Below are 22322 nucleotides of genomic sequence, written 5' to 3' on the forward strand. Positions count from 1 at the left end.
CCCATGCACTCCACCGCCCATTCCTTCCCCGAGAACACCAAGCGCGCGCTGGCCGACGAAACGCTGCAATACATGCTGCGCAAGTCGGGCAAGGGCTTTCAGGAGAAGCGCGCCGCCGCCGCCCAGCGCTTGCCGGAGTTCGAGGATCTCCGCGACCAGGGCCGCGACCTGAAGAACCACGTGCTGGAGCACCTCGACGTCTATCTGGAGATGTTCGAGGCCAAGGTGCTGGAGCGCGGCGGTCGCGTGCACTGGTGCCGCACGGCGCAGGAGGCGCGCGACGCCATCCTCGGCATCTGCAAACAAGCCGGCGCCAAGACCGTCACCAAAGGCAAGTCGATGATCGCCGAGGAAGTCGCGGTCAACGACTATCTGGAAGAGCACGGCCTGATCCCCATCGAGACGGATCTTGGCGAGTACATTATCCAGCTGCGCAAGGAGCCGCCCAGCCATATCATCGCCCCGGCCTTCCACGTCTCGAAGGAGCAGGTCGCCGACGCTTTCCGCGCCGCCCACACCGAACTGCCGCCCGACCGCTCGCTGGTCGAGCCGCGCGAGCTGGTGACCGAGGCGCGCCTGATGCTGCGCCGCAAGTTCCAGGAGGCCGACGTCGGCATCACCGGCGCCAACTTCCTGGTGGCCGAGACCGGCTCCACCATCATCGTCACCAACGAGGGCAACGGCGACCTGACGCAGACTCTGCCCAAGGTGCACGTGGTGATCGGCTCCATCGACAAGGTGATCCCGACGCTGGAGGACGTGTCGACGCTGCTGCGCCTGCTGGCGCGCTCGGCCACGGGGCAGGAGTTCTCGGCCTACACCACCTTCTCCACCGGGCCGCGCCGGCCGGGCGATCTGGACGGGCCGGAGGAGTTCCACGTCGTGCTGCTCGACAACGGGCGCTCGGCGCTGCTGGGCACCGAGTTCCAGGACGTGCTGCGCTGCATCCGTTGCGGCGCCTGCATGAACCACTGCCCGGTCTATGGTGCGGTGGGCGGGCACGCCTATGGCTGGGTCTATCCGGGGCCGATCGGCGCGGTGCTCGACCCGGCGCTGATCGGCATCGAGGAGGCCGGGCATTTGCCCAACGCCTCGACCTTCTGCGGGCGGTGCGAAGCGGTGTGCCCAATGCGCATTCCCCTGCCCAAGATGATGCGCCACTGGCGCGAGAAGGAGTTCGAGCAGGGATTGCAACCCGCCACCATGCGCCGGGGCATCGGCGTGTGGGGCTGGTTCGCCAAGCGGCCGGGCTTCTATCACGCGGCGGCGAAGATGGCGGCGCGGACGTTGCGGCGCTTCGCCGGGTCGGACGGCCGGTTGGGCTCGCTGCCGTTCCCGATGCTCCAGGGCTGGACCGAGCACCGCGACCTGCCCGCCCCGGAAGGCCGCACCTTCCAGGAACTGTGGGCCGAACGCCAGAAGGGCAAATGAGATGAGCGACGCCCGCAATCAAATCTTCGCCGGCATCGGCAAGTCCCTCGGCCGCACGCCCGGCGAGGCGCAGCGCGCCGCCGCCCGCGACCGCATCGCCCGTCACGCCCGCAACCTCGTCCCGGAGCGCGCGCAGATCGAGCATGACGACCAAGTGCGGCTGTTCGAGCAGATGGCGCTGGAGGTCTCCGCCACCGTCGCCCGCTTGCCGAACCTGGAGGCGGTGCCCGAGGCGGTCGCCGAGTACCTCACCGGCCACAATCTGCCGGCCGAGCTGCGCCTCGCCCCCGACCCGGACCTCGACGCCATCCCCTGGGACCGGCGGCCGACCCTGACCATCAGCAAGGGCGTGGCCCGCGACGCCGACGCGGTGTCGCTGACCGCATGCTTCGCGGGGATCGCCGAGACGGGCACGCTGATGCTCGTTTCGGGAGCGGAACGACCGACGACGCTGAACTTCCTGCCCGACACGCACATCGTCGTGCTGAAGAGGGCCCAAGTGGTCGGCGGCTATGAAGACGCCTGGGATCGGCTGCGCGCGCAAGCGGATCGTTTCGAAACCGGAATGCCCCGCACAGTGAACATGGTCACCGGCCCGTCGCGCACCGGCGACATCGAGCAGACCATCCAGCTCGGCGCCCACGGCCCACGCCGCCTGCACATCCTGCTGGTGGAGGAATGACACCGCGCCGTCGCCGCATCGTCACACCGGAAGAGCGCGCGCTGTGGGCCGTCGTCATGCGCGACGCCGTGCCCCTGCCCGGCCGTTCGCTGGCCGAGGCGATGACCTCCGCCCCGCCCGAAGCGCCGCCGGCTCCCCTACCCCCGGCACTCAACCCAAAGCGCACCTACGTGCACGTCACCCCGCCGCCGCTGCAGCCCGGCCACCACCCCAACGTGGACGGCCGCACCGCCGACCGGCTGCGCCGCGGCAAGCTGGAGATCGACGGGCGCATCGACCTGCACGGCATGACCCAGGCGCAGGCGCACACGGCGCTGGCCTCCTTCGTCCACCGGGCGTGGCACGAGGGGCGGCGTTGCGTGCTGGTGATCACCGGCAAGGGCAGCTTCAGCGCCGAGGGCGGCGTGCTGCGGCGTTCCGTGCCGCGCTGGCTGGGCGACGCACCGCTGCGCTCCATGGTGCTGGCGGTGCAGTCCGCCCAACCCAGGGACGGCGGCGATGGGGCCTTGTACGTCTTGATCAAACGGCGCCGGGATCGTAAAGACCCGGCACGATGACACCGTTCGGCGAACGGGTCCGCGCGCTGCGGGATGCCAAGAGCGTGACGCTCAAGCAGATGGCGGCGGACCTGCACATATCCTCGGCCTACCTCTCGGCGCTGGAGCACGGCAAGCGCGGCCAGCCATCGGCCCAGCTGGTGCGGCAGATCTGTGCCTATTTCGGCATCATCTGGGACGAGGCGGAGGAGCTGGAGCGTCTGGCGGCGCTGTCGCACCCGCGCGTCACCGTGGACACCGCGGGCTTGAGCCCCAAGGCCACGGAGTTCGCCAACCGCCTGGCCGAGCGCATCCACGACCTGAACGACGGCACCATCGACGGCATGCTGGCGATCCTCGAAGCCACGCCGTGCTCCCCCGCCTCGGTGGCGCGGCGCAAGCGGGCGGCCCGGCGGCGCTGATAAACGAAGCGCTGACGAACCGGGCCTGCGCCGGGTTGCCGCAGCTTTATTGGACGAATGTATAGCGTCCGATTTAGCCGGAACGGCTATAATCTGAGCCGCAGTCCGTCCAACGCAGCACACCGCCTCGTGCCCAGTCCCAGCCCGCAGATCGCCGCAGCCCCCCGGTTCGAGCCGCCCCATTGCTGGGTGGACAAGCTCCCCTGCTCGCTGTTTCGCGCCCTGTTCGAGCAGTCGTCCATGGGCATGGCGGTGGTCGACCCCTCCTCGGGCCTGCTGCGCTCCGTCAATCTGGCGTTCGCCTCCATGCTCGGCCACGCGCCGGACGACTTGGCCGGCCAGCCGCTGGCCGGCCTGCTGCCGGCCGGGGACGTGGAGGCGCTGACCGCGCTGGCGGCCGAAGCGACCGAGCCGACGCCCTTTGAGCGCGGCCTGCTGCACAAGGACGGCACGGTGGTCCAGGCGCTGGTGCGCCCGTCGCTGGTGCGCGATGCCGATGGCCGGGTCAACGCGATCATGGCGCTGGTCGAGGACGTCACCGCCCGCCGCGCCGCCGAGGACGGCTTGAAGCGCAGCGAAGAGGCGCTGGCCCTGTCGGAGGCGCGCAACCGCGCCATCGTCGAGACGGCGGTGGAGGCGATTCTCACCGTCGACACGCGCGGCACCATCATCGGCGCCAACCCGGCGTCCGAGCCGATGTTCGGCTTCACCCAAGACGAGCTGATCGGCAAGCACATCCACGTGCTGATGCCCAGGAACGAGGCGGATCGGCACGCCGCCTATATGTACCGCTACCTGACCACCCGCGAGAAGCGCGTCATCGGCCTGGGCCGCGAGGTGACGGCACAGCGGCGCGACGGCAGCACCTTCGCGGCGTGGCTGTCGCTGAACGAGATCGACCGGCCCGGCTTCCACGTCTTCGTCGCCATGATCCGCGACATCACCGGCTTGAAGCAAGCCGAGCTGGCGCTGGTCGAGGCCAAGGAAGCGGCCGAGCTGGCGAACCGCGCTAAGACCGCCTTCCTGTCCAACATGAGCCATGAGCTGCGCACGCCGCTGAACGGCATCCTGGGCTTCGCCGAGGTGATCCAGCAGCAGATGCTGGGGTCCCTGGAGAACCCCGGCTATCTGACCTACGTGGCGGAGATCAAGCGCTCGGGCGAGCTGCTGTTGGCCAACATCAACGACCTGCTGGAGATGGCGACCATCGAGGCCGGCGCGGTGGACCTCAACGAGACGCTGGTGGACTTCCGCGACGTGGTGGTCGCCTGCCTGCGCCTGATCGGCAAGCGGGCGGAGCGCGCCAAGCTGAACGTCCAGGCCGACATCGAGGTGGAGCTGCCGCCGCTGCTGGCCGACCCGCAGGCGCTCAAGCAGGTGCTGCTGCACCTGCTGTCCAACGCCGTCAAGTTCACGCCGGAGGGCGGACGCATCGGCGTGTCGGCCCGCGTCGACACCGACGGCGCCCTGGTGGCGGAGGTGTTCGACAGCGGCATCGGCATCCCCACCGACCGTCTGGAGACGGTGTTCCAGCCCTTCGTCCAGGGCGAGGCGGCGCTGGCCCGCCGCTACGAGGGGATCGGGCTCGGCCTGTCCATCGCCAAATCGCTGGTCGAGCAGCACGGCGGCAAGCTGGAGATCCGCTCGATGGAAGGCATCGGCACCACCGTGCTGATCCACCTTCCCAAGGAACGCTTCCTGGCCGATTGGTAAGCCACCCACCTCAGCCTTTTCCCGCAGAAGTTCCGTGTTACCTTGAATGGCGAGACCGCTGGCAGGGAACAGGGACGGCATGGATCGGGATGATGGACTGCGGTCGCTGGGGGCCCTCGAACAGCTCTGGCACGAGCGCCGCGGCGAGCGGACGCTTCCCCGGCGGCGGGACTTTTCCTTCGAAGACTTCAATCCCTGGCTCGGCCACATCCGCATCATCGCCGTCGAGCACGCCCCGCTGCGCTTCAAGGTGACGCTGGACGGCACGGAGATCGTCACCACGGCCGGCGTCGACCTGACGGGCAAGTACCTGGATTCCGTGTACGGCTCCGAACGTCTCTGCTTCCTGCTGGACGGCTATTACACGAGCGTGCGCGAGCGCCGGCCGGTCTACGAAACCCTGTACCCGAACGAGCGCATCGTGAACTTCGGGGAGATCATCCGCATCCTGCTGCCCTGTGGGACCGGGGAGCAGGTGGACCATATCGTCTACTGCGAATACGCCTTCAACGTCTGGCACTGGGGCCGCACGGTGTTCGCCAACCCGAGCGACCTGAACCTGTAAGTAAACCCTCTGTCCGGGAGAGGCTGCGCCATGGCAAACGACACCCCCGTCTGGTTCATCACCGGCTGTTCCACCGGCTTCGGCCGCGAACTCGCCCGCCTCGTGCTGGAGCGCGGATGGCGCGTGGTGGCGACCGCCCGCGATGCCGCGAAAGTCGAGGACCTGGCGGCAGCGCACCCCGGCCGGGCGCTGGCGGTGGCGCTGGACGTCAACGACCCGGCCCAGATCGCCCGCGCCGTCGCCGAGGCCGAGCGGGCGTTCGGCCGCATCGACGTGCTGGTGAACAACGCCGGCTACGGTTACCTGTCGGCCATCGAGGAAGGCGAGGACGCGGAGATCCGCGCCATGTTCGAAACCAACGTGTTCGGCCTCGCCGCCATGACACGCGCGGTTCTGCCCGGCATGCGGGCGCGCCGCAGCGGGCACATCGTCAACATCTCCTCGCAGGGCGGACTGGTGGGTTTCCCCGGCTCCGGCTACTACGCCGCCACCAAGTTCGCGGTGGAGGGCCTGTCGGAAGCGCTGTCCAAGGAGGCCGCCCCGCTGGGCATCCGCGTGCTGCTGGTCGAGCCCGGCCCGTTCCGCACGGACTGGGCCGGCCGCTCGCTCAAGCAGTCGGCGACCTTCATCGAGGATTACGCGGAGACGGCGGGCAACCGCCGCAAGTCGATCTCCGGCTACAGCGGCAAGCAGCCCGGCGATCCGGTGCGCGCGGCGGAGGCGATCGTCACGGCGGTGACGTCCGCGAACCCGCCGCTGCGCCTGCTGCTGGGCCGCCAAGCCCTGGAAAACGTGCGGGGCAAGCTGGATTCCATGGCGAAGGAGATCGACGCCTGGGAGGCGACGACGGCGGGCGCGGACTTCCCCGACGCCTGACCGAACCGGCCTCAGCCGCTCCGCAGCCGGCGCCGGCTGCTGGCGACGCAGGCAATGGCGGACAGCGCCGCCGCGATGGCCACCACGACCATCGTGCCCTCCCCCTTGGCGGCAACGCCGAAGATCAGGGCGACGGCGGCGGCGCCGATGGTCTGCCCGAACAGGCGTGCCGTGGACTGAATGCCGCTGGCGCCGCCGCTGCGCTCCCGGGGGGCCGAGGACACCAGGACCTTGTTGTTCGGCGTCTGGAACAGCCCGAAGCCCAGGCCGCACACCAGCATCGGCCAGACGATCTGCACCGCCGTGGGGTTCGCCGGCAGCAGCGCGAGGAACGTCAGCCCGACCGCCAGCACCGCCAGTCCGGCCGCGCTCAGCAGGCCGGGCTCGTAACGGTCGGCCAGCCGCCCGGCGATGGGGGCGATGACCGCCACCGCCAGCGGCCACGGCGTCATCAGCAGCCCGGATTCCACCTGCGAACGGCCGATCACGTCCTCGAAGAAAAAGGGCAGCGCCACATAGGCCATGCTCTGAGCGGCGAAGGAACACACGGAGGTGACCACCGACAGCGCGAAGATCGGCAGCCGCAGCAGGTCCACCGGCAGCAGCGGCGCCGTCTGCGCCGCCTGCCGGCGCACCAGCGCGACACCGAACACCACGGCGCCCACCAGCTCCATCGCCACCAGCCCGTACGGCTGGCTGTGGTCGAGGCCCTTGAACCCGGTGATCAACAGCCCGAAGGTCAATGCGTTCAGCCCCGCGCTGGTCCAGTCGAAGCGGTGCGCGGCGCGCGGCGAATGGGGCAGCGAGCGCGCCGCGATGACCAGCGCCAGCAGCCCGAGCGGCACGTTGATGGCGAACAGCCACTGCCAGGAGCCCAGCGTCAGCATCGCCGCCGCGATGGTCGGCCCGGCGGCCGAGGAGACGGCGACGATCAGCGCGTTGTAGCCAACGCCGCGGCCGAGCTGGCTCTGCGGATAGATGTAGCGCACCAGAGCGATGTTGACGCTCATGATGCCGGCGGCGCCGAACCCCTGCGCCACGCGCGCCAGCGTCAGCGTGAGCAGCGAGTCCGACAGCGCGCAGGCCAGCGACGCGGCGGTGAACACCGCCAGCCCGCCCCAGTAGACCCGCCGGTAGCCGAAGATGTCGCCCAGCGAGGCGAAGGGAAACAGCGAGACGGTGACCGCCAGCTGGTAGGCGTTGACCACCCAGATCGCCCCGCTGGCGGTGATGCCCAGATCCTTCTCGATGGTCGGCAGGGCGATGTTGGCGATCACCCCGTCGAGCACCGCCATGGTCAGCGCCACCGCCATGGTGAGCATGGCCCAATAGCGCTGCGGCACCGGCAACCCGTCCGGGACGGGCGGACCGGCGCTGGCGGCAGGGGGTGCGGGGGGTGTCGGGTCCGGGGGGGAGGAGGCGTCGAACGGTTCGAGCGTGGAGTGATGGCGCATGCTTGCCATATGGGCTGCGCCGCGGCTCCGAGCCATGCCGACTTGGCAAACGTGCCTTGCGCCGCGGAGTCTCAGAGCGGCGGGTAGGCCGAGAGGTCGGCGAGGCCCTTCGCCGTCACATACGCGTGGACACGGTTGAGGACGGTGATCAAGTCGTCGATGGCCGCGTAAGCCTCATTGAGACGACGGGCCTGCGTGACACGATGATCCGTATACTCGTGCGCAAGCGCATTCCGTATCTTCCGCAGTTCATGCCACGCCGCGGCATCGTCGATGATGCCCAGCTTCTCCATCAGATCGGCGAGGTCTCGCGGCGTCTTGGGTTTATCGGTGTATTGCTCCAATTCGAGAACACCACGGAAGACCGATCCGTGAAGTGTGTCCTGCATGCTGCCGAATTGCTGAATGAAGGCGTCGAACGGCAGGTATTCCAGAACGCCCGCCTCGTCGAGCCAAGCAGGATCAACGGGCATCATAGGAGCCAGAATGGTCTTCGACGCAAGCATCCGAAGCCCAATGGCACGGGCCGATTTGAAGTGGCTGATGAACAGGCATTGCACCTCTTCTTCCGTCATAGGATGACCCCGGTGTGCACCGCGATATCCGCAATGGGCCGCAACGGCTGGCCGCGTTCGTGCAGAACCACGTCGATCTTCCGCTCGCCGATGCGGTCCTCCAAGCGATGGGTGAAGGCGCACTCGTTCTTGAACGTCGCCTGCCCCGGTTCGACCTCCAGATACAGATCGATGTCGCCGCCGCGCTTGGCGTCGTCCACGCGCGACCCGAACAGCCGCACCTCCGCCGCCGGGCCGAAGACCTCGGCGGCGGTCTGTTTGATGGCGGCGATCTCGTCCGGGGTCAGGCGCATGGTTCCATCCTACAGGATGAACTTCGACAGATCCGCGTTCTTCGCCAAGGCGCCGACCCGCTCGCGCACCATCGCGGCGTCGATGGTGACCGTCTGGCCGGGCTTGTCGGACGCCGTGAAGCTGATCTCCTCCAGCAGGCGTTCCATCACCGTGTGCAGGCGCCGGGCACCGATGTTCTCGACCGAGCCGTTGATCTCGGCGGCCAGCCGCGCCAGCTCGTCGATGGAATCGTCGGTGAAGTCGAGCGTCACCTCCTCGGTCTGCAACAGCGCCTTGTACTGCTTGATCAGGCTGGCTTCCGGCTCGGTCAGGATGCGGCGGAAGTCATCCTGGGTCAGCGCCTTCAGCTCGACCCGGATCGGCAGGCGGCCTTGCAGCTCGGGCAGCAGGTCGGAGGGCTTGGCGACGTGGAAGGCGCCCGACGCGATGAACAGGATGTGGTCGGTCTTCACCGCGCCGTGCTTGGTATTGACGCTCGTCCCCTCGATCAGCGGCAGCAGGTCGCGCTGCACGCCCTCGCGGCTGACGTCGGCGCCGCCGCGGTTCTCCGAGCGCGCCGAGATCTTGTCGATCTCGTCCAGGAAGACGATACCGTTCTGCTCGACCGATTGGATCGCTTCCGAAACGACCTTTTCCTGATCCAGCAGCTTGTCCGATTCCTCGGCCATCAGCACGCCGTGGCTCTCGGCCACGGTCAGGCGGCGGGTCTTGGTGCGACCGCCGAACGCCTTGCCGAACATGTCGCCGAGGTTGAGCATGCCCATCTGCGCGCCGGGCATGCCGGGGATGTCGAAGGTCGGCATGCCGGCGGCGCCGCTGTCGGCGACCTGCACCTCGATCTCCTTGTCGTTCAGCGTGCCTTCGCGCAGCATCTTGCGGAACTTCTGCCGCGTCTCGGTGCTGGCGTTCTCGCCGCACAGCGCGTCCAGCACACGTTCCTCGGCGCGCAGCTCGGCCTTGGCGGCGACCTCCTTGCGCAGGCGCTCCTTGGTCAGCGTGATGGCGATCTCCACCAGATCGCGGACGATCTGCTCGACGTCGCGGCCGACGTAGCCGACCTCGGTGAACTTGGTGGCCTCGACCTTGAGGAACGGCGCCTGGGCGAGCTTGGCGAGGCGCCGGGCGATCTCGGTCTTGCCGACGCCGGTCGGACCGATCATCAGGATGTTCTTGGGCAGGACCTCCTCGCGTAGGCCCTCCGGCAGCTGCTGGCGGCGCCAGCGGTTGCGCAGCGCGATGGCGACCGCGCGCTTGGCCTCGTGCTGGCCGACGATGTAGCGGTCGAGTTCCGAGACGATCTCGCGGGGGCTGAAGGAGGTCATAGAAGGATCTTTTCCAGGGTGACGTTCTGGTTGGTGTAGACGCAGATGTCGCCGGCGATCTTCATCGCCTTGCGGGCGATGGCCTCGGCGTCCAGGCCGTCCACGTCGATCAGCGCCCGCGCCGCGGCCAGCGCGTAGGACCCGCCGGAGCCGATGCCGATCAGCCCGTCCTCCGGCTCCAGCACGTCGCCGTTGCCGGTCAGCACCAGGCTGACCGAGGCGTCGGCCACCGCCATCATCGCCTCCAGCCGGCGCAGGTAACGGTCGGTGCGCCAGTCCTTCGCCAGCTCGACGCAGGCGCGGGTGAGCTGGCCGGGGTGCTGCTCCAGCTTGGCTTCCAGGCGCTCGAACAAGGTGAAGGCGTCGGCGGTGGCGCCGGCGAAGCCGGCCATCACGTCGCCGCCGGCCAGCCGCCGGACCTTACGCGCGTTGGCCTTCATCACCGTCTGCCCGAAGGAGACCTGGCCGTCGCCGGCCACCACCACCTGCCCGCCCTTGCGGACCGAGAGGATGGTCGTGCCGTGCCACTGGATGGGATCGTGAGTGGTCATGAAACCCCGAACGGAAGAAAGGAGCCTCTCACTCGGCCGAATGGCAGACCGCGAAAGGATGAGGGTCTATGTGGGGGGACGGCCCCGCCCGTCAAGATTGACGTGCTTCGGCGGCACCGTCACGCCCAACGCCGCCAGCGCCTCGGCGATCGGCACGAAGGGCGTCAGCCCGGCCTCCAGCCGCCCGCCCGACGCCACCCCCAGCAGTTGGCCGGACGCGTCCAGCAGCGGATCGCCCGGCTGCGGCGGTGCCCCCTCCAAATCGGCCAGGATGCCGCCGTTCAGTCCGGCCACCATGCCCGTGGCGAAGTCATCCCCGACGCTCGCGGCGATGACCGGTTCGCTGACCTCCGCCGCCGTGTCGCGCAGGCGCATGGCCGTCAGCCGCGCCGGAACCCGCGCCAGCATCAGCCCGCGCACGGAATCACGCGCGATCACGGTGCCTTCGGCGACGGTCGCGCCAACACGCACCGGCACGACCGCGCCCGCCGCCAGCGGGGCAAGCACCAGGGCCGTGCCCTCCACCTCTCCGACGACGACTCCCGCGCCGGTGCCGACGCGCACCAGCCCATCGCCCGCCCCGCCATGCGTCGACACCATGCGCACCGGCTCGGCGGAGATCGGCGTCGGGTCGCGCTGGTGCTCCGGGACCATGCGCCAGCGCTTGCCATCAGGCGCACCGCCACCGCGCACCACCGCCTTGCGGAAGCCGGGGTCGGCGGCCAGGATCTCGACGGCGTTGCTGAAGCCGTCTTCTATGAGCAGCACATCGCCTTCCGGCACCCCATCGTTCAGCACGGCATGGCCGGTGGTGCCGGTGCGATGGACAACTTGCTGATCCGCGGTGTCGTAAACGGTCCAGTCGATCTTCACCGAGGCAACGCCGCTGATGCCGCGGTCGGCGCCGGTGAGCCAGTGCGACCGGCGGCACAATTCGAGCCGCACCTCGCGCAGTTCGCCGGTGATCATGTAGCGGGCGCGCTGACGGTCGGCGCCATCGGCGTACACCGCCCCGGCAACGTCGAAGCCGGCGTCGCTGAACACCTCGGCGAAGCGCTCGCGGAAGGTGTTCTCACGGCGGAACCCCATACCGGATTTCCAGAACACCCGCCCATAGGGCGAGCCGCACTCGATGCTCCAGAGGTAGCGGCCGATCTCCATGCCGCGCCGCATCTGACCCATGTTCAGCGTGTTGAAGCGGACGGTCTCCGTCGTTCCCCGCGGCACCGGCCGCACCACCGGCCCCAGCGGCGGATCGGCCCCGGTGCAGGCGGCAAGCAGAAGAAGGGCGAGGACGGCGAAACGCATAAGGGCATATGCACGCGATGGATGTGTGAGACCCTATCGCATGCGCCTGCCGCGCGTCCAGCGGCACAGGCGTGCCAGCCCAAACACCGCCAGACCCGCAAGCAAGCCAAGCGCACCCAGCGCGGCAGCGGCCAGGGCGGCGCCGAATTCCGGCGGCATTTCACCGATGAGATAGCCCTCGTCGTCGAAGCGCTCGGGCGGGAAAGCGACGACACCAACCGTGCCGGCGATCCCTATCACCAGAAGAAGACCGCACGCACCCCAGTACAGCCGATACAGGCTACGACCGGTCAGGCTCATCGCCGGGCACTTCCGCAAGCAAGGTCCGAACGTCCGAATGGCCAGCCTTCGCCGGGTGCCTGGGCGTGTCAATCGCTTTTGCCGCGGTTGCACCCATCTTCTGGCATACGCCCTCTCTTCCTGCTAAAACCCAGGCATGGACAAAGCGCAGGCCAGCGGCGCGCGACGCGCCAGCATCGAACGCAACACCAACGAGACCCGCATCCGGGTCGCGGTGGATTTGGACGGCACCGGTGTGTACGACGTGAAGACCGGAATCGGCTTCCTCGACCACATGCTGGAGCAGCTCTCCCGCCACAGCCTCATGGACCTTTCGGTCCATGCCGAGGGCGACCTGCACATCGACTTCCACCACACCACCGAGGACAGCGGCATCGCCATCGGGCAGGCCGTCGCCAAGGCGCTGGGCGACCGCAAGGGCATCCTTCGCTACGGCCACGCCTATGTGCCGATGGACGAGACGCTGACCCGCGTGGCGCTGGACTTCTCGAACCGGCCCTATCTGGTGTGGAAGGTCGCCTTCTCGCGCGACAAGATCGGCGACATGGACACCGAGCTGTTCCGCGAGTGGTTCCAGGCGTTCGCCGGTTCGGCCGGGCTGACGCTGCACGTCGAGACGCTGTACGGCGAGAACAACCACCACATCATCGAGAGCTGCTTCAAGGCGCTCGCCCGCGCGCTGCGCTCCGCCGTCGAGATCGACCCGCGCAAGGCCGATGCCGTTCCCTCCACCAAGGGCACGCTCGGCGGATCGCTGTAAGGCCGACTTTTTCAGTTTCAGCAAGGACTTCCTCTCTTGTCCACCGTTGCCCTGATCGACTACGGCTCCGGCAACCTGCGCTCCGCCGCCAAGGCGGTCGAGCGTGCCGCCGCGGACGCCGGCCTGCCCACCGAGGTGCTGGTCACCGCCGACGCCGACGCGGTGCGCCGGGCCGACCGCATCATCCTGCCCGGCGTCGGCGCCTATGGCGACTGCAAGCGCGGCCTGTCGGAGGTGCCCGGCATGCTCGACGCGCTGGAGGAGGCCGTCATCAAGGGCGGCCGGCCGTTCCTCGGCATCTGCGTCGGCATGCAGCTGATGGCCGAGCGCGGCGTCGAGCACGGCGTGCACCAGGGCCTGGGATGGATCAAGGGCGAGGTGGTGGCGCTGGAGCCCAGCGACCCCATGCTCAAGATCCCGCACATGGGATGGAACGAGCTGGAGATCGTCCGGCCGCACCCGGTGCTGGCCGGGCTGCCTTCCGGCGCGCACGCCTACTTCGTGCACTCCTACCACTTCCGCTGCGCCGACCCGGCGAACGAGCTGGCCCGCGTCGCCTACGGCGGCCCGGTGACCGCGGTGATCGGCCGCGACAATCTGGTCGGCACGCAGTTCCACCCGGAGAAGAGCCAGGAAGCCGGCCTGACCCTGATCGCCAACTTCCTCCAGTGGCGGCCATGAGCGAAGCGCCCTCCCCTGGCCCCGCGTCCGTCAGCATCGAGCGCATCGACGAGAAGTTCCGCCCCGCCGACCTGCACGACCTGTGCGACGCCGCCGATGCCGCCATCCGCGACGGCGGCGGCTTCGGCTGGGTCGTGCCGCCGCCGCGCGACGTGATGGAGCGCTTCTGGCGCGGCGTGCTGATCGTGCCGGACCGCATCCTGTTCATCGCGCGGCTGGACGGCGTCATCGCCGGCTCGGCCCAGCTGATCCGCCCGCCGCGCAACAACGAGGCGCAGGCGCACGCCTGCCAGCTCACCACCGCCTTCGTGGCGCCGTGGGCGCGCGGGCACAAGCTGGCGCGCAACCTGACGCTGGCCGTGCAGCGCGAGGCGCGCAGCCTGGGCTTCCGCATCCTGAACCTGGATGTGCGGGCGACCCAGCAGGCGGCGCTGGCCATGTACGAAAGTCTGGGGTTCCGCCGCTGGGGGACTCACCCCTACTATGCGTATGTGGATGGCCAAGCGGTCGCCGGCCATTACTACTACAAAGACCTCTCCGAAACCGAACAGCAGCAGGACGAGACGCCGCGATGATCCTCTACCCCGCCATCGACCTCAAGGACGGTGCCTGCGTCCGCCTGGTGCGCGGCGAGATGAGCCACGCCACCGTGTTCAACACCGACCCCGCCGAACAGGCGCGCGCCTTCAAGGGGCAGGGCTTCGAGTGGCTGCACCTCGTCGACCTGAACGGCGCCTTCGCCGGCAAGCCGGTGAACGGTGAGGCCGTCGAGCGCATCCTCGGCGCCATCGGCGACATGCCGGCGCAGCTCGGCGGCGGCATCCGCGACCTGAAGACGGTCGAGATGTGGCTGAGCAAGGGCATCTCCCGCGTCATCCTCGGCACCGTGGCCCTGCGCGAGCCCGAACTGGTCAAGGAAGCCTGCCGCGAATTCCCCGGCAAGGTCGCCGTGGGCATCGACGCCCGCGAAGGCTACGTCGCCGTCGCCGGCTGGGCCGAGACCTCCAACGTCAAGGCGCTGGACCTCGCGCTGAAGTTCGAGGACAGCGGCGTTGCCGCCATCATCTACACCGACATCAACCGCGACGGCGCCATGGGCGGCGTCAACGTCGAGGCGACGGCCGACCTCGCCTTCCACCTGACGACGCCGGTGATCGCGTCGGGCGGCGTGTCCTCCATCGAGGACCTGATCGCGCTGAAGAAGGAAGAGGGCAGCGGGATCAGCGGCGTCATCTGCGGCCGCGCGCTGTACGACGGCCGCATCGACCCGCAGGCGGCGCTGGAGCTGCTGTCCACGCCGGCCGAGGAGGTCGAGTAAGTGCTGAAAATGCGCGTCATCCCCTGCCTGGACGTCAAGGACGGCCGGGTGGTCAAGGGGGTCAACTTCGTCGATCTGGTGGACGCCGGCGACCCCGTGGAGCAGGCGCGCGTCTACGACCGCGAGGGGGCCGACGAGCTGACCTTCCTCGACATCACCGCCAGCCACGAGAACCGCGACACCATCTTCGACGTGGTGCGCCGCACCGCCGAGCAGGTGTTCATGCCGCTGACCGTCGGCGGCGGCGTGCGCGTGGTGGAGGACATCCGCAAGCTGCTGCTGGCCGGCGCCGACAAGGTGTCGATCAACACCGCCGCCGTGTCGCGCCCCGAGTTCGTGCGCGAGGGCGCCGAGAAGTTCGGCAGCCAGTGCATCGTCGTCGCCATCGACGCCAAGCGCACCGGCGACAACACGTGGGAGGTCTTCACCCACGGCGGCCGCCGCGAAACCGGCCTGGACGCCATCGAGTGGGCCAAGCGCATGGCCGAATATGGTGCAGGCGAGATCCTGCTGACCTCCATGGATCGCGACGGCACCAAGAGCGGCTTCGACCTGGCGCTGACCCGCGCGGTGGCCGACGCGGTGCGCATTCCGGTGATCGCGTCCGGCGGCGTCGGCACGCTCGATCACTTGGTGGAGGGCATCCGCGAGGGCCATGCCACGGCGGTGCTGGCGGCGTCGATCTTCCACTTCGGCACTTACACCGTGGGCGAAGCCAAGGCGGCGCTGGCCAACGCCAGCATCCCCGTGCGCCCGGCCCGCGGCATGGTGGCTGCCCATGGCTGAGGACAAGATCACCGCCGAGGTGCTCGACCGCCTGTACCGCACGGTGGCGTCGCGCAAGGGCGCCGACCCGGAAACCTCCTACACCGCCAAGCTGTTCTCCCGCGGCACCCCGAAGATCGCCCAGAAGGTCGGCGAGGAGGCGGTCGAGACCGTCATCGAGGCGGTGCGCGGCGACAAGGCGAAGATCGCGGCGGAATCGGCGGACCTGCTCTACCATCTGCTGGTGCTGTGGGCCAACGAGGGGGTCGAGCCCGCCGAGGTCTACGCGCTGCTGGCGGCGCGCGAGGGCACCAGCGGCATCGCCGAGAAGAAATCCAGAAAAACCGGTTGAGGAGAGGACGGCATGGCCACGACGTACGACCCGAACAACGTGTTCGCCCGCATCCTGCGCGGCGAGATCCCGTGCAAGAAGGTCTACGAGAGCGACCACGCCCTGGCCTTCCATGACATCGATCCGAAGACGCCGACGCACATCCTGGTGATCCCCAAGGGTCCGTACGCGGACATGGACCACTTCACCGCCGCCGCCTCCGACGCCGAGATCGCCGGCCTGTTCAAGGCGGTGGGCGATGTGGCGCGCCAAGCCGGCGTGGTGGAGAGCGGCTACCGCATCCTGTCGAACTGCGGCGCCGACGCGCATCAGGAAGTCCCGCACCTGCACATCCACATCTTCGCCGGCCGCGACCTGGGCGGCATGATCGGCAAGGCGAAGTAAAAATACCCCTCTCCCGCCCCGGGAGAGGGAGGGGCCCGCTCGGCACGAGCGGGAGGGTGAGGGTACCCGCAAGGATCCTTGGATTTACCCTCACCCGGCCGCCTGCGGCGGCCACCCTCTCCCGGAACGGGAGGGGGAATTCACGCCATGGCGTCGATCCGCCGCACGGCGCGTTTGCCGTCGATGCGGCGGTAGACCGCCTGGACGACGCTGAACACCCCGAACGCCAGCAACCCCAGCGCCACCGCGCCCAGCAGCCATGGGCCGTAGGGCTGCGTTTGCAGCCAGCGGAAGGCTTTGATCATGCCGCCGGATTCCATGGCGTCGGCATCCCATGCCGCCAGCACGAAGAACATGCCGACCAGCACGAACACCATGCCGCGCGCCGCGAACCCGGCTTGGCCCAGCGGCTTGACCACCCGCGCCGTGTCGGCGTCGCAGGACAGCAGGGGCATGAAGTCGGCCTTGTAGGCCCGCACCATCTGGCTGACCCCGAACCCGGCGATGCCGATCCCCAGCGCAGCGACCAGCCACGGCCCCAGCGGCATGTCGAGCAGTCGGGCGGTCCAGTCGTGCGCCGTGGTTTCGCTGGTCTCCCGCCCGCCGCGGCCGGCCAGCAGTTTCAGGCAGTAGAACGCCAACGCCACATGGATACCGCCGGCGATCAGGTGCCCGGCGCGCACCGCCAGCCCTCTCGCCGCATGGCCGCGATTGTCCACGTCGGCGACGGCGCCGACGACCCGCCACAGCGCGTAGCCCGCCAGCCCGAGCGCCACCACGCCCAGCAGCACGGCGCCGTACGGTTTGTCGAACAGCTCGGCGAGCGCACCCTTGGTGTCGGTGGGGCGGTTGTGCCCCTGCGCCGCGGTGATGGCGAACCAGCCGATCACCAGATACACCACGCCACGCGCCGCGTAACCCAGCCGCGCCAGCCCTTCGATCTGATGGTCCACGCGAGGCGCCGCCATCGCCGCCCTCCCACTCTGCCGTGGGAGGGGAACGAGCGAGGTTTGTGCAAGGTTCCGATACCCAGTCCCTCCCCGCCTCCGGCGAAGGAGGGATTACTTCTTCTTCGGCTCCACGTTCTCGGCCCCAGCGCGCGTGCCGCCAAACCGATCCGCATCCTTGGCGTCGGGGGCGTCGGGCTTCTTGTGATTGCCGGTGTTCTGCTGGTCGTCGGTGTGCTTGACCGTCTCTTCAGTATGCGACTGCTTCATGGCATGCCTCCGGTGATGTTTCACGGGAAACAACCGTCTCAGCCCGCGGGCGTCACGCCCTTCGGGATCAGCAGCCAGTACTCCCCGGCGCTCTTCATCTTCCCCGCGCGCAGTTCCGCGTCCGGTCCATGTCCCCAGAACACGTCGCCGCGCACCGGGCCGCGGATCGCCCCGCCGGTGTCCTGCGCCACCAGCAGCCGGCGCAACCGCGCGCCCGCATCCAGCGGGTCCTCGGAGTCCAGCCAGACCGGCAGGCCGAGGGGAAGAAAACTCCGGTCCACCGCCAGACTGCGGCCGGGCGTCAGCGCCAGATTGTCGGCACCCAGCGGCCCCTCCCCCGTCAGTTCCTGGAAGAAGACGTAGGAGGGGTTCTTGTTCATCAGGTCGGCGGCCTGCTCCGGGTGGGTCTGGAGCCACGCGCGGATGGTCTGCAACGAGACCTCCTCGCGCTTCAGTTCGCCGCGCTCGATCAGCTCCTTGCCGATGGCGACGTACTTGCGGCCGTTCTGCCCGGCGTAGCCGACGCGCACCTGCCCGCCGTCCGGCAGCGTCACCCGTCCCGAGCCCTGGATGTGCAGGAAGAACGCCCCGACCGGATCGTCCACCCACAGCAACTCCAGCCCCTTGCCGCGCAACGCGCCGGCCTCGATGGCCGCGCGGTCCTCGAAGGGCTTGAGCCGTCCGTCGAGCACCCGGCCGGCGATGCGCTGGCCCTTCCAGGTGTCGGAGAACTCGCCCAGATCCACCATCACCAGATCGGCCGGCCGCTTGTAGAGCGGCGCCGGATAGGCCGCCGACGGTGTGCGCGAGCCCTTCAGCTCCACCTCGTAGTACCCGGTGAACAGCCCGCGCCGGACATCGTTGTTGGCGGCGGCGAAGGGGGTGAACCAGCGCTCGAAGAACGCGCGGGCTGCCGCATCGTCACCGGGCGGCAGCGCCCTCAGCGCCGCGCAGGGCTCCGCCCAGGCGCCCGCCGTACCGGCGATGCCCAGCGTGCGGTCCGGCGGCAATGTGCGGAGCTTGGCGCAGGACCGCGCAAACGCCGGCACCGCCTCGGCGACACGGTCGCCGGTCCAGCCCGGCAGGTCCGCGAAGGCCGCGGGGGTGAGCGTCAGCCGATCCGGCACCGCCTCCTGACGCGCGCAGGCCGCCAAGGCCAGCAACGCCAGCCCGGCGGCCCAGCGGAATCCGCTCATGCGGATCAATTCGGCGTGCGGGTCTCGACCAGCGACCAGTTCGGGTCGCGCGCGCGGATGTTGCGGCGGAACGTCCAGATGTCCACCCCCTCGATGGGCTGCTTGGGGTCGCCGTCGATGATCTCGCCCTGGGCGTTGCGCACCAGATTGATCTGGTCGGAAACGAATTTGACGGTGATCACCGCGTCGTTGCCGCTCAGCCGCGCTTCGATGACGTCGGCGTCGCGGATGCGGTCGATGCGGGTTTCCAGCGTCTCGCCGACCGACTGGCGGTGGCGGATCGCCTGGACGAAGCTGTCGTACACATCGTCGGACAGCAGCGGGCGCAACGCCGCGGTGTCACCCCGGGCGAACGCCTCGACGATCATCTGGAAAGCGCCGCGCGCACCCTGCAAGAAGTTCTTCTCGTCGAAATTCGGGTCGGCGGTGTGGATCTGCGCCAGGGCGGCGGCCAGCGACACCGGCTCGTCGGGGGCGAAGGAAGCCTCCGCCTGGGCGCGTGACGGCATGGGGACGACGTTGTCGGGACGGGCGTTCGGCGGCGTGAAGGGGTTGGGACGCGGGCGCTCCTCGCCGGTGCGGCGGCCGAGCACGCTGCGCAGGCGGTACACTAGAAACGCGGCAATCATCGCGAAGATGACGATCTCGATGAACACGAACCCTTCACCCATTGCGCCTGTCCTTCAGGGATTGGCCTGGACCGTCCGGCCGGCAAGCATTAAGTCTTGCTCATGGTAAAACGAGCGCCGGATGAGGTCGCCCGATCGGAGATTCGGGCGACGTATCCTGGACTAGATAGGCCCTTGGCCATGAAAGAGCAAGGACGGGCATGAATCCCCTCGTACTGCTTCTTCTTCTGCCGATCCTGGAGATCGCCGTGATGATCGAGGTCGGCGGCTGGATCGGCGCCGGGCCGACGCTGCTGCTGATCGTGCTGTCGGGCATCGTGGGGTCGCTGCTGCTGCGCCACCAGGGCCTCGCCACGCTGCGCCGGGCGCAGGAATCGCTCGACCGCGGCGAGCCGCCGGTCGGCGCCGTGTTCGAGGGGTTCTGCGTGGTGGTCGGCGCCATTCTGCTGATCATCCCCGGATTTTTGACGGACATCGTCGGCATCCTGCTGCTGGTGCCGTTCCTGCGCGACGCGTTGGGCCGCTGGCTGTTGGACAGGATGCGTGCCAGCGGGTCGATGCGCGTGTGGACGAACCGGACCGAGGCCGGACCATCCGGCACGGCCCGCACCACCGGTGAAGTCATCGACGTCGATTACCGTGAAGTGGAGCCCGACGCACCGCGTCTGGAGGAATCACGCTGGGGTTCGGACGACCGGCGGAAGCCCGACGGGCGCCCCTGACGGAGCGCGCAGCGCGACTGGGCCGTTGAGGCCTCTCACGCAAACCTTTGGTTTGCGCTGGCGGCAGGCGGATCCTTTGGATCCGCCGAGAGCCCCGCGGCCTCATGGCCGCGAAGGCAAGGGGCCGGATGGCCCCGCCCGCCGTTTGAGGGAGAGAAAAATAGCTCGGGTTGTCCGTGCACGCGATCCGTGCTAGCCAGCGATACAGGTGTCAACCGCCAGCGGCCGGTTTCCGGCCAGGAGTTCATTCATGTCGGATCAGTCCAACGGCCAGGATCAGGCCCCCGGCGCGCTGCCGGTTCACGTTCTTGCCCAGTACATCAAGGATCTCTCCTTCGAGAACCCGAACGCGCCGCAGACCCTGCTGCCCGGCCAGCCGCAGCCGCAGGTGAACATCGGCGTGGACGTTCAGGTCCGCCCGGCCTCCGACGACATCTACGAGGTGTCGCTCCAGCTCCGCGCCGAGGCCAAGCAGGGTGAGACGGTCGCCTTCCTGGTCGAGCTGTCCTACGGCGGCCTGTTCCAGCTGCCAGGTCTGGCGCAGGAGCACCTGCGTCCGGTGCTGATGATCGAAGGCCCGCGCCTGCTGTTCCCGTTCGCCCGCGCCATCGTCGCCGACGCGACGCGCGAGGGTGGCTATCCGCCGCTGATGCTGAACCCCATCGACTTCGCCGACCTCTACCGCCGCCAGATGGGCGCCGAGCAGGGTGGCGAGGCGACGGCCTGATCGAACCGGTACCGGTACGAATAAAAAACGCGAGGGTTTCGGCCCTCGCGTTTTTTATTGCGCCCTCAAAACGAAAACCTACTGGTTCATCGAATCGAAGAAGTCGTTGTTGCTCTTGGTGTATTTCAGCTTATCGACGAGGAAATCGACCGCGTCGGTGATGCCCATGGGCATGAGGATGCGGCGCAGGATCCACATCTTCGACATGGTGCCCTTGTCGACCAACAGCTCTTCCTTGCGGGTGCCGGACTTCGACACGTCGATGGCCGGGAAGGTGCGCTTGTCGGAGAGCTTGCGGTCCAGCACGATTTCCGAGTTGCCGGTGCCCTTGAACTCTTCGAAGATCACCTCGTCCATGCGGCTGCCGGTGTCGATCAGCGCCGTCGCGATGATGGTCAGCGAGCCGCCTTCCTCGATGTTGCGGGCCGCGCCGAAGAAGCGCTTCGGCCGTTGCAGCGCGTTGGCGTCCACACCGCCGGTCAGCACCTTGCCGGAGCTGGGCACCACCGTGTTGTAGGCGCGCGCCAGACGGGTGATGGAGTCCAGCAGGATCACCACGTCGCGCTTGTGCTCGACCAGCCGCTTGGCCTTCTCGATGACCATCTCCGCCACCTGCACGTGGCGGGTCGCCGGCTCGTCGAAGGTGGAGCTGATGACCTCGCCGCGCACGCTGCGCGCCATGTCCGTCACCTCTTCCGGCCGCTCGTCGATGAGCAGCACGATCAGGTAGGCTTCGGGGTGGTTGGTGGCGATGGAATGGGCGATGTTCTGCAGCATCACCGTCTTGCCGGTGCGCGGCGGCGCCACGATCAGCCCGCGCTGGCCCTTGCCGAGCGGCGCCACCAGATCGATGATCCGGCCGGTGTAGTTCTTCTTGGTCGGGTCCTCGACCTCCATGCGCAGGCGCTCATCCGGGTAGAGCGGCGTCAGGTTGTCGAAGTTGATGCGGTGACGGACCTTCTCCGGCGCGTCGAAGTTGATCGTGTTGACCTTGAGCAGCGCGAAGTAACGTTCACCGTCCTTGGGCGAGCGGATCTGCCCTTCCACCGTGTCGCCGGTGCGCAGGCCGAAGCGCCGCACCTGGCTGGGGCTGACGTAGATATCGTCGGGACCCGGCAGATAGTTGGCCTCCGGCGAGCGCAGGAAGCCGAAGCCGTCCTGCAGCACCTCCAGCACGCCGTCGCCGTAGATCGCGATGTCGTTCTCCGCCAATTGCTTGAGGATGGCGAACATCATGTCCTGCTTGCGCAGGGTCGACGCGTTCTCGATCTGGAGCTCCTCCGCGAACGCCAGCAACTCGGCGGGGCTCTTGCACTTCAACTCTTGGAGATTCATCGGAGGCCTATGGGCAGGTCGGGCGTGGGGAGAGTGCGGCTGAGAGTCCCGCGCCGACGGCGAGGCGTCGGCTGGGCGACACGGCGGGGGCGGAGGGGAGTTCCGCTCGCCGCGCCCGGCAATAAGGCGGGGGCCGGGGCGTCAGTCTGGTACGGATCAGGTACGGAGATGCTTCCCGCGGAGCTGAGCCCCGCGGTCCACACATGG

General features: G+C 68.7%; 28 protein-coding genes. 16 read left to right on the forward strand and 12 right to left on the reverse strand.

Annotated elements, in window-relative coordinates:
* Positions 1 to 3 precede the first annotated feature (3 nt).
* From ACSVDD_RS24940 to ACSVDD_RS24970, 7 genes are all read left to right on the forward strand, one after another.
* Positions 4 to 1431, forward strand: a complete 1428-nt coding sequence (locus ACSVDD_RS24940; RefSeq protein WP_448192122.1) for a LutB/LldF family L-lactate oxidation iron-sulfur protein — start codon at positions 4 to 6, stop codon at positions 1429 to 1431.
* A 1-nt stretch (position 1432) separates the two neighbouring features.
* The gene (locus ACSVDD_RS24945) at positions 1433 to 2113 is read left to right on the forward strand and encodes a LutC/YkgG family protein (protein ID WP_448192123.1); all 681 of its coding nucleotides are present in this window, start codon (positions 1433 to 1435) and stop codon (positions 2111 to 2113) included.
* Positions 2110 to 2670 carry a Smr/MutS family protein gene (locus ACSVDD_RS24950; RefSeq protein ID WP_448192124.1) on the forward strand — a complete coding sequence of 187 codons (561 nt, stop codon included), beginning with the start codon at positions 2110 to 2112 and terminating at the stop codon, positions 2668 to 2670. Before ACSVDD_RS24945 ends, ACSVDD_RS24950 begins: the two co-directional genes overlap by 4 nt.
* Positions 2667 to 3071, forward strand: coding sequence for a helix-turn-helix domain-containing protein (locus ACSVDD_RS24955; protein WP_448192125.1), 405 nt, complete (start codon positions 2667 to 2669; stop codon positions 3069 to 3071). The genes ACSVDD_RS24950 and ACSVDD_RS24955 overlap by 4 nt, the downstream gene beginning before the upstream one ends.
* A gap of 129 nt (positions 3072 to 3200) precedes the next feature.
* Positions 3201 to 4784 carry a PAS domain S-box protein gene (locus ACSVDD_RS24960; protein ID WP_448192126.1) on the forward strand — a complete coding sequence of 528 codons (1584 nt, stop codon included), beginning with the start codon at positions 3201 to 3203 and terminating at the stop codon, positions 4782 to 4784.
* A 79-nt stretch (positions 4785 to 4863) separates the two neighbouring features.
* The gene (locus ACSVDD_RS24965) at positions 4864 to 5349 is read left to right on the forward strand and encodes a PAS domain-containing protein (RefSeq protein ID WP_448192127.1); all 486 of its coding nucleotides are present in this window, start codon (positions 4864 to 4866) and stop codon (positions 5347 to 5349) included.
* Between the two features lie 30 nt (positions 5350 to 5379).
* On the forward strand, positions 5380 to 6225 hold the full coding sequence (locus tag ACSVDD_RS24970) for an oxidoreductase (RefSeq protein WP_448192128.1): 846 nt from the start codon (positions 5380 to 5382) through the stop codon (positions 6223 to 6225).
* Between the two features lie 11 nt (positions 6226 to 6236).
* Here ACSVDD_RS24970 and ACSVDD_RS24975 read toward each other — a convergent pair whose 3' ends face one another.
* The 7 genes from ACSVDD_RS24975 to ACSVDD_RS25005 all read right to left on the reverse strand — a co-directional run bounded on the left by ACSVDD_RS24975 (position 6237) and on the right by ACSVDD_RS25005 (position 12029).
* Complete coding sequence (locus ACSVDD_RS24975; protein ID WP_448192129.1) at positions 6237 to 7688, reverse strand: MFS transporter; 1452 nt, start codon at positions 7686 to 7688, stop codon at positions 6237 to 6239.
* 62 nt (positions 7689 to 7750) lie between these two features.
* On the reverse strand, positions 7751 to 8254 hold the full coding sequence (locus ACSVDD_RS24980) for a hypothetical protein (protein WP_448192130.1): 504 nt from the start codon (positions 8252 to 8254) through the stop codon (positions 7751 to 7753).
* On the reverse strand, positions 8251 to 8547 hold the full coding sequence (locus ACSVDD_RS24985; protein ID WP_448192131.1) for a nucleotidyltransferase family protein: 297 nt from the start codon (positions 8545 to 8547) through the stop codon (positions 8251 to 8253). The genes ACSVDD_RS24980 and ACSVDD_RS24985 overlap by 4 nt, the downstream gene beginning before the upstream one ends.
* 9 nt (positions 8548 to 8556) lie before the next feature.
* A complete protein-coding gene (hslU, locus tag ACSVDD_RS24990) occupies positions 8557 to 9870 on the reverse strand; it encodes an ATP-dependent protease ATPase subunit HslU (RefSeq protein WP_448192132.1) in 1314 nt (437 codons plus the stop codon).
* Positions 9867 to 10421 carry an ATP-dependent protease subunit HslV gene (gene hslV, locus ACSVDD_RS24995; protein ID WP_448192133.1) on the reverse strand — a complete coding sequence of 185 codons (555 nt, stop codon included), beginning with the start codon at positions 10419 to 10421 and terminating at the stop codon, positions 9867 to 9869. Before hslV ends, hslU begins: the two co-directional genes overlap by 4 nt.
* Positions 10422 to 10487: 66 nt before the next feature.
* Positions 10488 to 11729 (reverse strand): serine protease, encoded by a 1242-nt coding sequence (locus ACSVDD_RS25000; RefSeq protein WP_448192134.1) that lies wholly within the window; start codon positions 11727 to 11729, stop codon positions 10488 to 10490.
* A gap of 33 nt (positions 11730 to 11762) precedes the next feature.
* Complete coding sequence (locus tag ACSVDD_RS25005) at positions 11763 to 12029, reverse strand: hypothetical protein (RefSeq protein WP_448192135.1); 267 nt, start codon at positions 12027 to 12029, stop codon at positions 11763 to 11765.
* A 136-nt stretch (positions 12030 to 12165) separates the two neighbouring features.
* On the opposite strand from ACSVDD_RS25005, the gene hisB reads away from it, so the two are divergent.
* Genes hisB through ACSVDD_RS25040 form a run of 7 tightly spaced genes read left to right on the forward strand, consistent with a single transcriptional unit; the run spans position 12166 to position 16289 of the window.
* Positions 12166 to 12789, forward strand: coding sequence for an imidazoleglycerol-phosphate dehydratase HisB (gene hisB, locus ACSVDD_RS25010; protein WP_448192136.1), 624 nt, complete (start codon positions 12166 to 12168; stop codon positions 12787 to 12789).
* Positions 12790 to 12825: 36 nt separating this feature from the next.
* A complete protein-coding gene (gene hisH / locus ACSVDD_RS25015; protein ID WP_448192137.1) occupies positions 12826 to 13470 on the forward strand; it encodes an imidazole glycerol phosphate synthase subunit HisH in 645 nt (214 codons plus the stop codon).
* A complete protein-coding gene (locus ACSVDD_RS25020) occupies positions 13467 to 14045 on the forward strand; it encodes a GNAT family N-acetyltransferase (RefSeq protein ID WP_448192138.1) in 579 nt (192 codons plus the stop codon). Before hisH ends, ACSVDD_RS25020 begins: the two co-directional genes overlap by 4 nt.
* Positions 14042 to 14788, forward strand: a complete 747-nt coding sequence (gene hisA / locus ACSVDD_RS25025; RefSeq protein WP_448192139.1) for a 1-(5-phosphoribosyl)-5-[(5-phosphoribosylamino)methylideneamino]imidazole-4-carboxamide isomerase — start codon at positions 14042 to 14044, stop codon at positions 14786 to 14788. Before ACSVDD_RS25020 ends, hisA begins: the two co-directional genes overlap by 4 nt.
* Positions 14789 to 15574, forward strand: a complete 786-nt coding sequence (gene hisF, locus ACSVDD_RS25030) for an imidazole glycerol phosphate synthase subunit HisF (protein ID WP_448192140.1) — start codon at positions 14789 to 14791, stop codon at positions 15572 to 15574.
* On the forward strand, positions 15567 to 15905 hold the full coding sequence (locus ACSVDD_RS25035; RefSeq protein ID WP_448192141.1) for a phosphoribosyl-ATP diphosphatase: 339 nt from the start codon (positions 15567 to 15569) through the stop codon (positions 15903 to 15905). Before hisF ends, ACSVDD_RS25035 begins: the two co-directional genes overlap by 8 nt.
* 12 nt (positions 15906 to 15917) lie before the next feature.
* The gene (locus tag ACSVDD_RS25040; protein WP_448192142.1) at positions 15918 to 16289 is read left to right on the forward strand and encodes a histidine triad nucleotide-binding protein; all 372 of its coding nucleotides are present in this window, start codon (positions 15918 to 15920) and stop codon (positions 16287 to 16289) included.
* A gap of 140 nt (positions 16290 to 16429) precedes the next feature.
* Here ACSVDD_RS25040 and ACSVDD_RS25045 read toward each other — a convergent pair whose 3' ends face one another.
* From ACSVDD_RS25045 to ACSVDD_RS25060, 4 genes are all read right to left on the reverse strand, one after another.
* Positions 16430 to 17257, reverse strand: coding sequence for a DUF1206 domain-containing protein (locus tag ACSVDD_RS25045; RefSeq protein ID WP_448192143.1), 828 nt, complete (start codon positions 17255 to 17257; stop codon positions 16430 to 16432).
* A 93-nt stretch (positions 17258 to 17350) separates the two neighbouring features.
* Complete coding sequence (locus ACSVDD_RS25050; protein ID WP_448192144.1) at positions 17351 to 17506, reverse strand: hypothetical protein; 156 nt, start codon at positions 17504 to 17506, stop codon at positions 17351 to 17353.
* A gap of 38 nt (positions 17507 to 17544) precedes the next feature.
* Complete coding sequence (gene mltA, locus ACSVDD_RS25055) at positions 17545 to 18702, reverse strand: murein transglycosylase A (protein WP_448192145.1); 1158 nt, start codon at positions 18700 to 18702, stop codon at positions 17545 to 17547.
* 5 nt (positions 18703 to 18707) lie between these two features.
* Positions 18708 to 19373 (reverse strand): Tim44/TimA family putative adaptor protein, encoded by a 666-nt coding sequence (locus ACSVDD_RS25060; protein WP_448192146.1) that lies wholly within the window; start codon positions 19371 to 19373, stop codon positions 18708 to 18710.
* A gap of 158 nt (positions 19374 to 19531) precedes the next feature.
* Between ACSVDD_RS25060 and ACSVDD_RS25065 the strand changes: the two genes are divergently transcribed.
* Complete coding sequence (locus ACSVDD_RS25065; protein ID WP_448192147.1) at positions 19532 to 20053, forward strand: FxsA family protein; 522 nt, start codon at positions 19532 to 19534, stop codon at positions 20051 to 20053.
* A 250-nt stretch (positions 20054 to 20303) separates the two neighbouring features.
* Entirely contained in the window at positions 20304 to 20780 is a 477-nt protein-coding gene (secB, locus tag ACSVDD_RS25070; protein ID WP_448192148.1) for a protein-export chaperone SecB, read from the forward strand.
* 78 nt (positions 20781 to 20858) lie between these two features.
* On the opposite strand, the gene rho is transcribed toward secB, so the two are convergent.
* A complete protein-coding gene (gene rho, locus ACSVDD_RS25075) occupies positions 20859 to 22115 on the reverse strand; it encodes a transcription termination factor Rho (protein ID WP_448192149.1) in 1257 nt (418 codons plus the stop codon).
* Positions 22116 to 22322 lie beyond the last annotated feature (207 nt).

It is taken from the genome of Azospirillum terrae, from assembly GCF_053470425.1.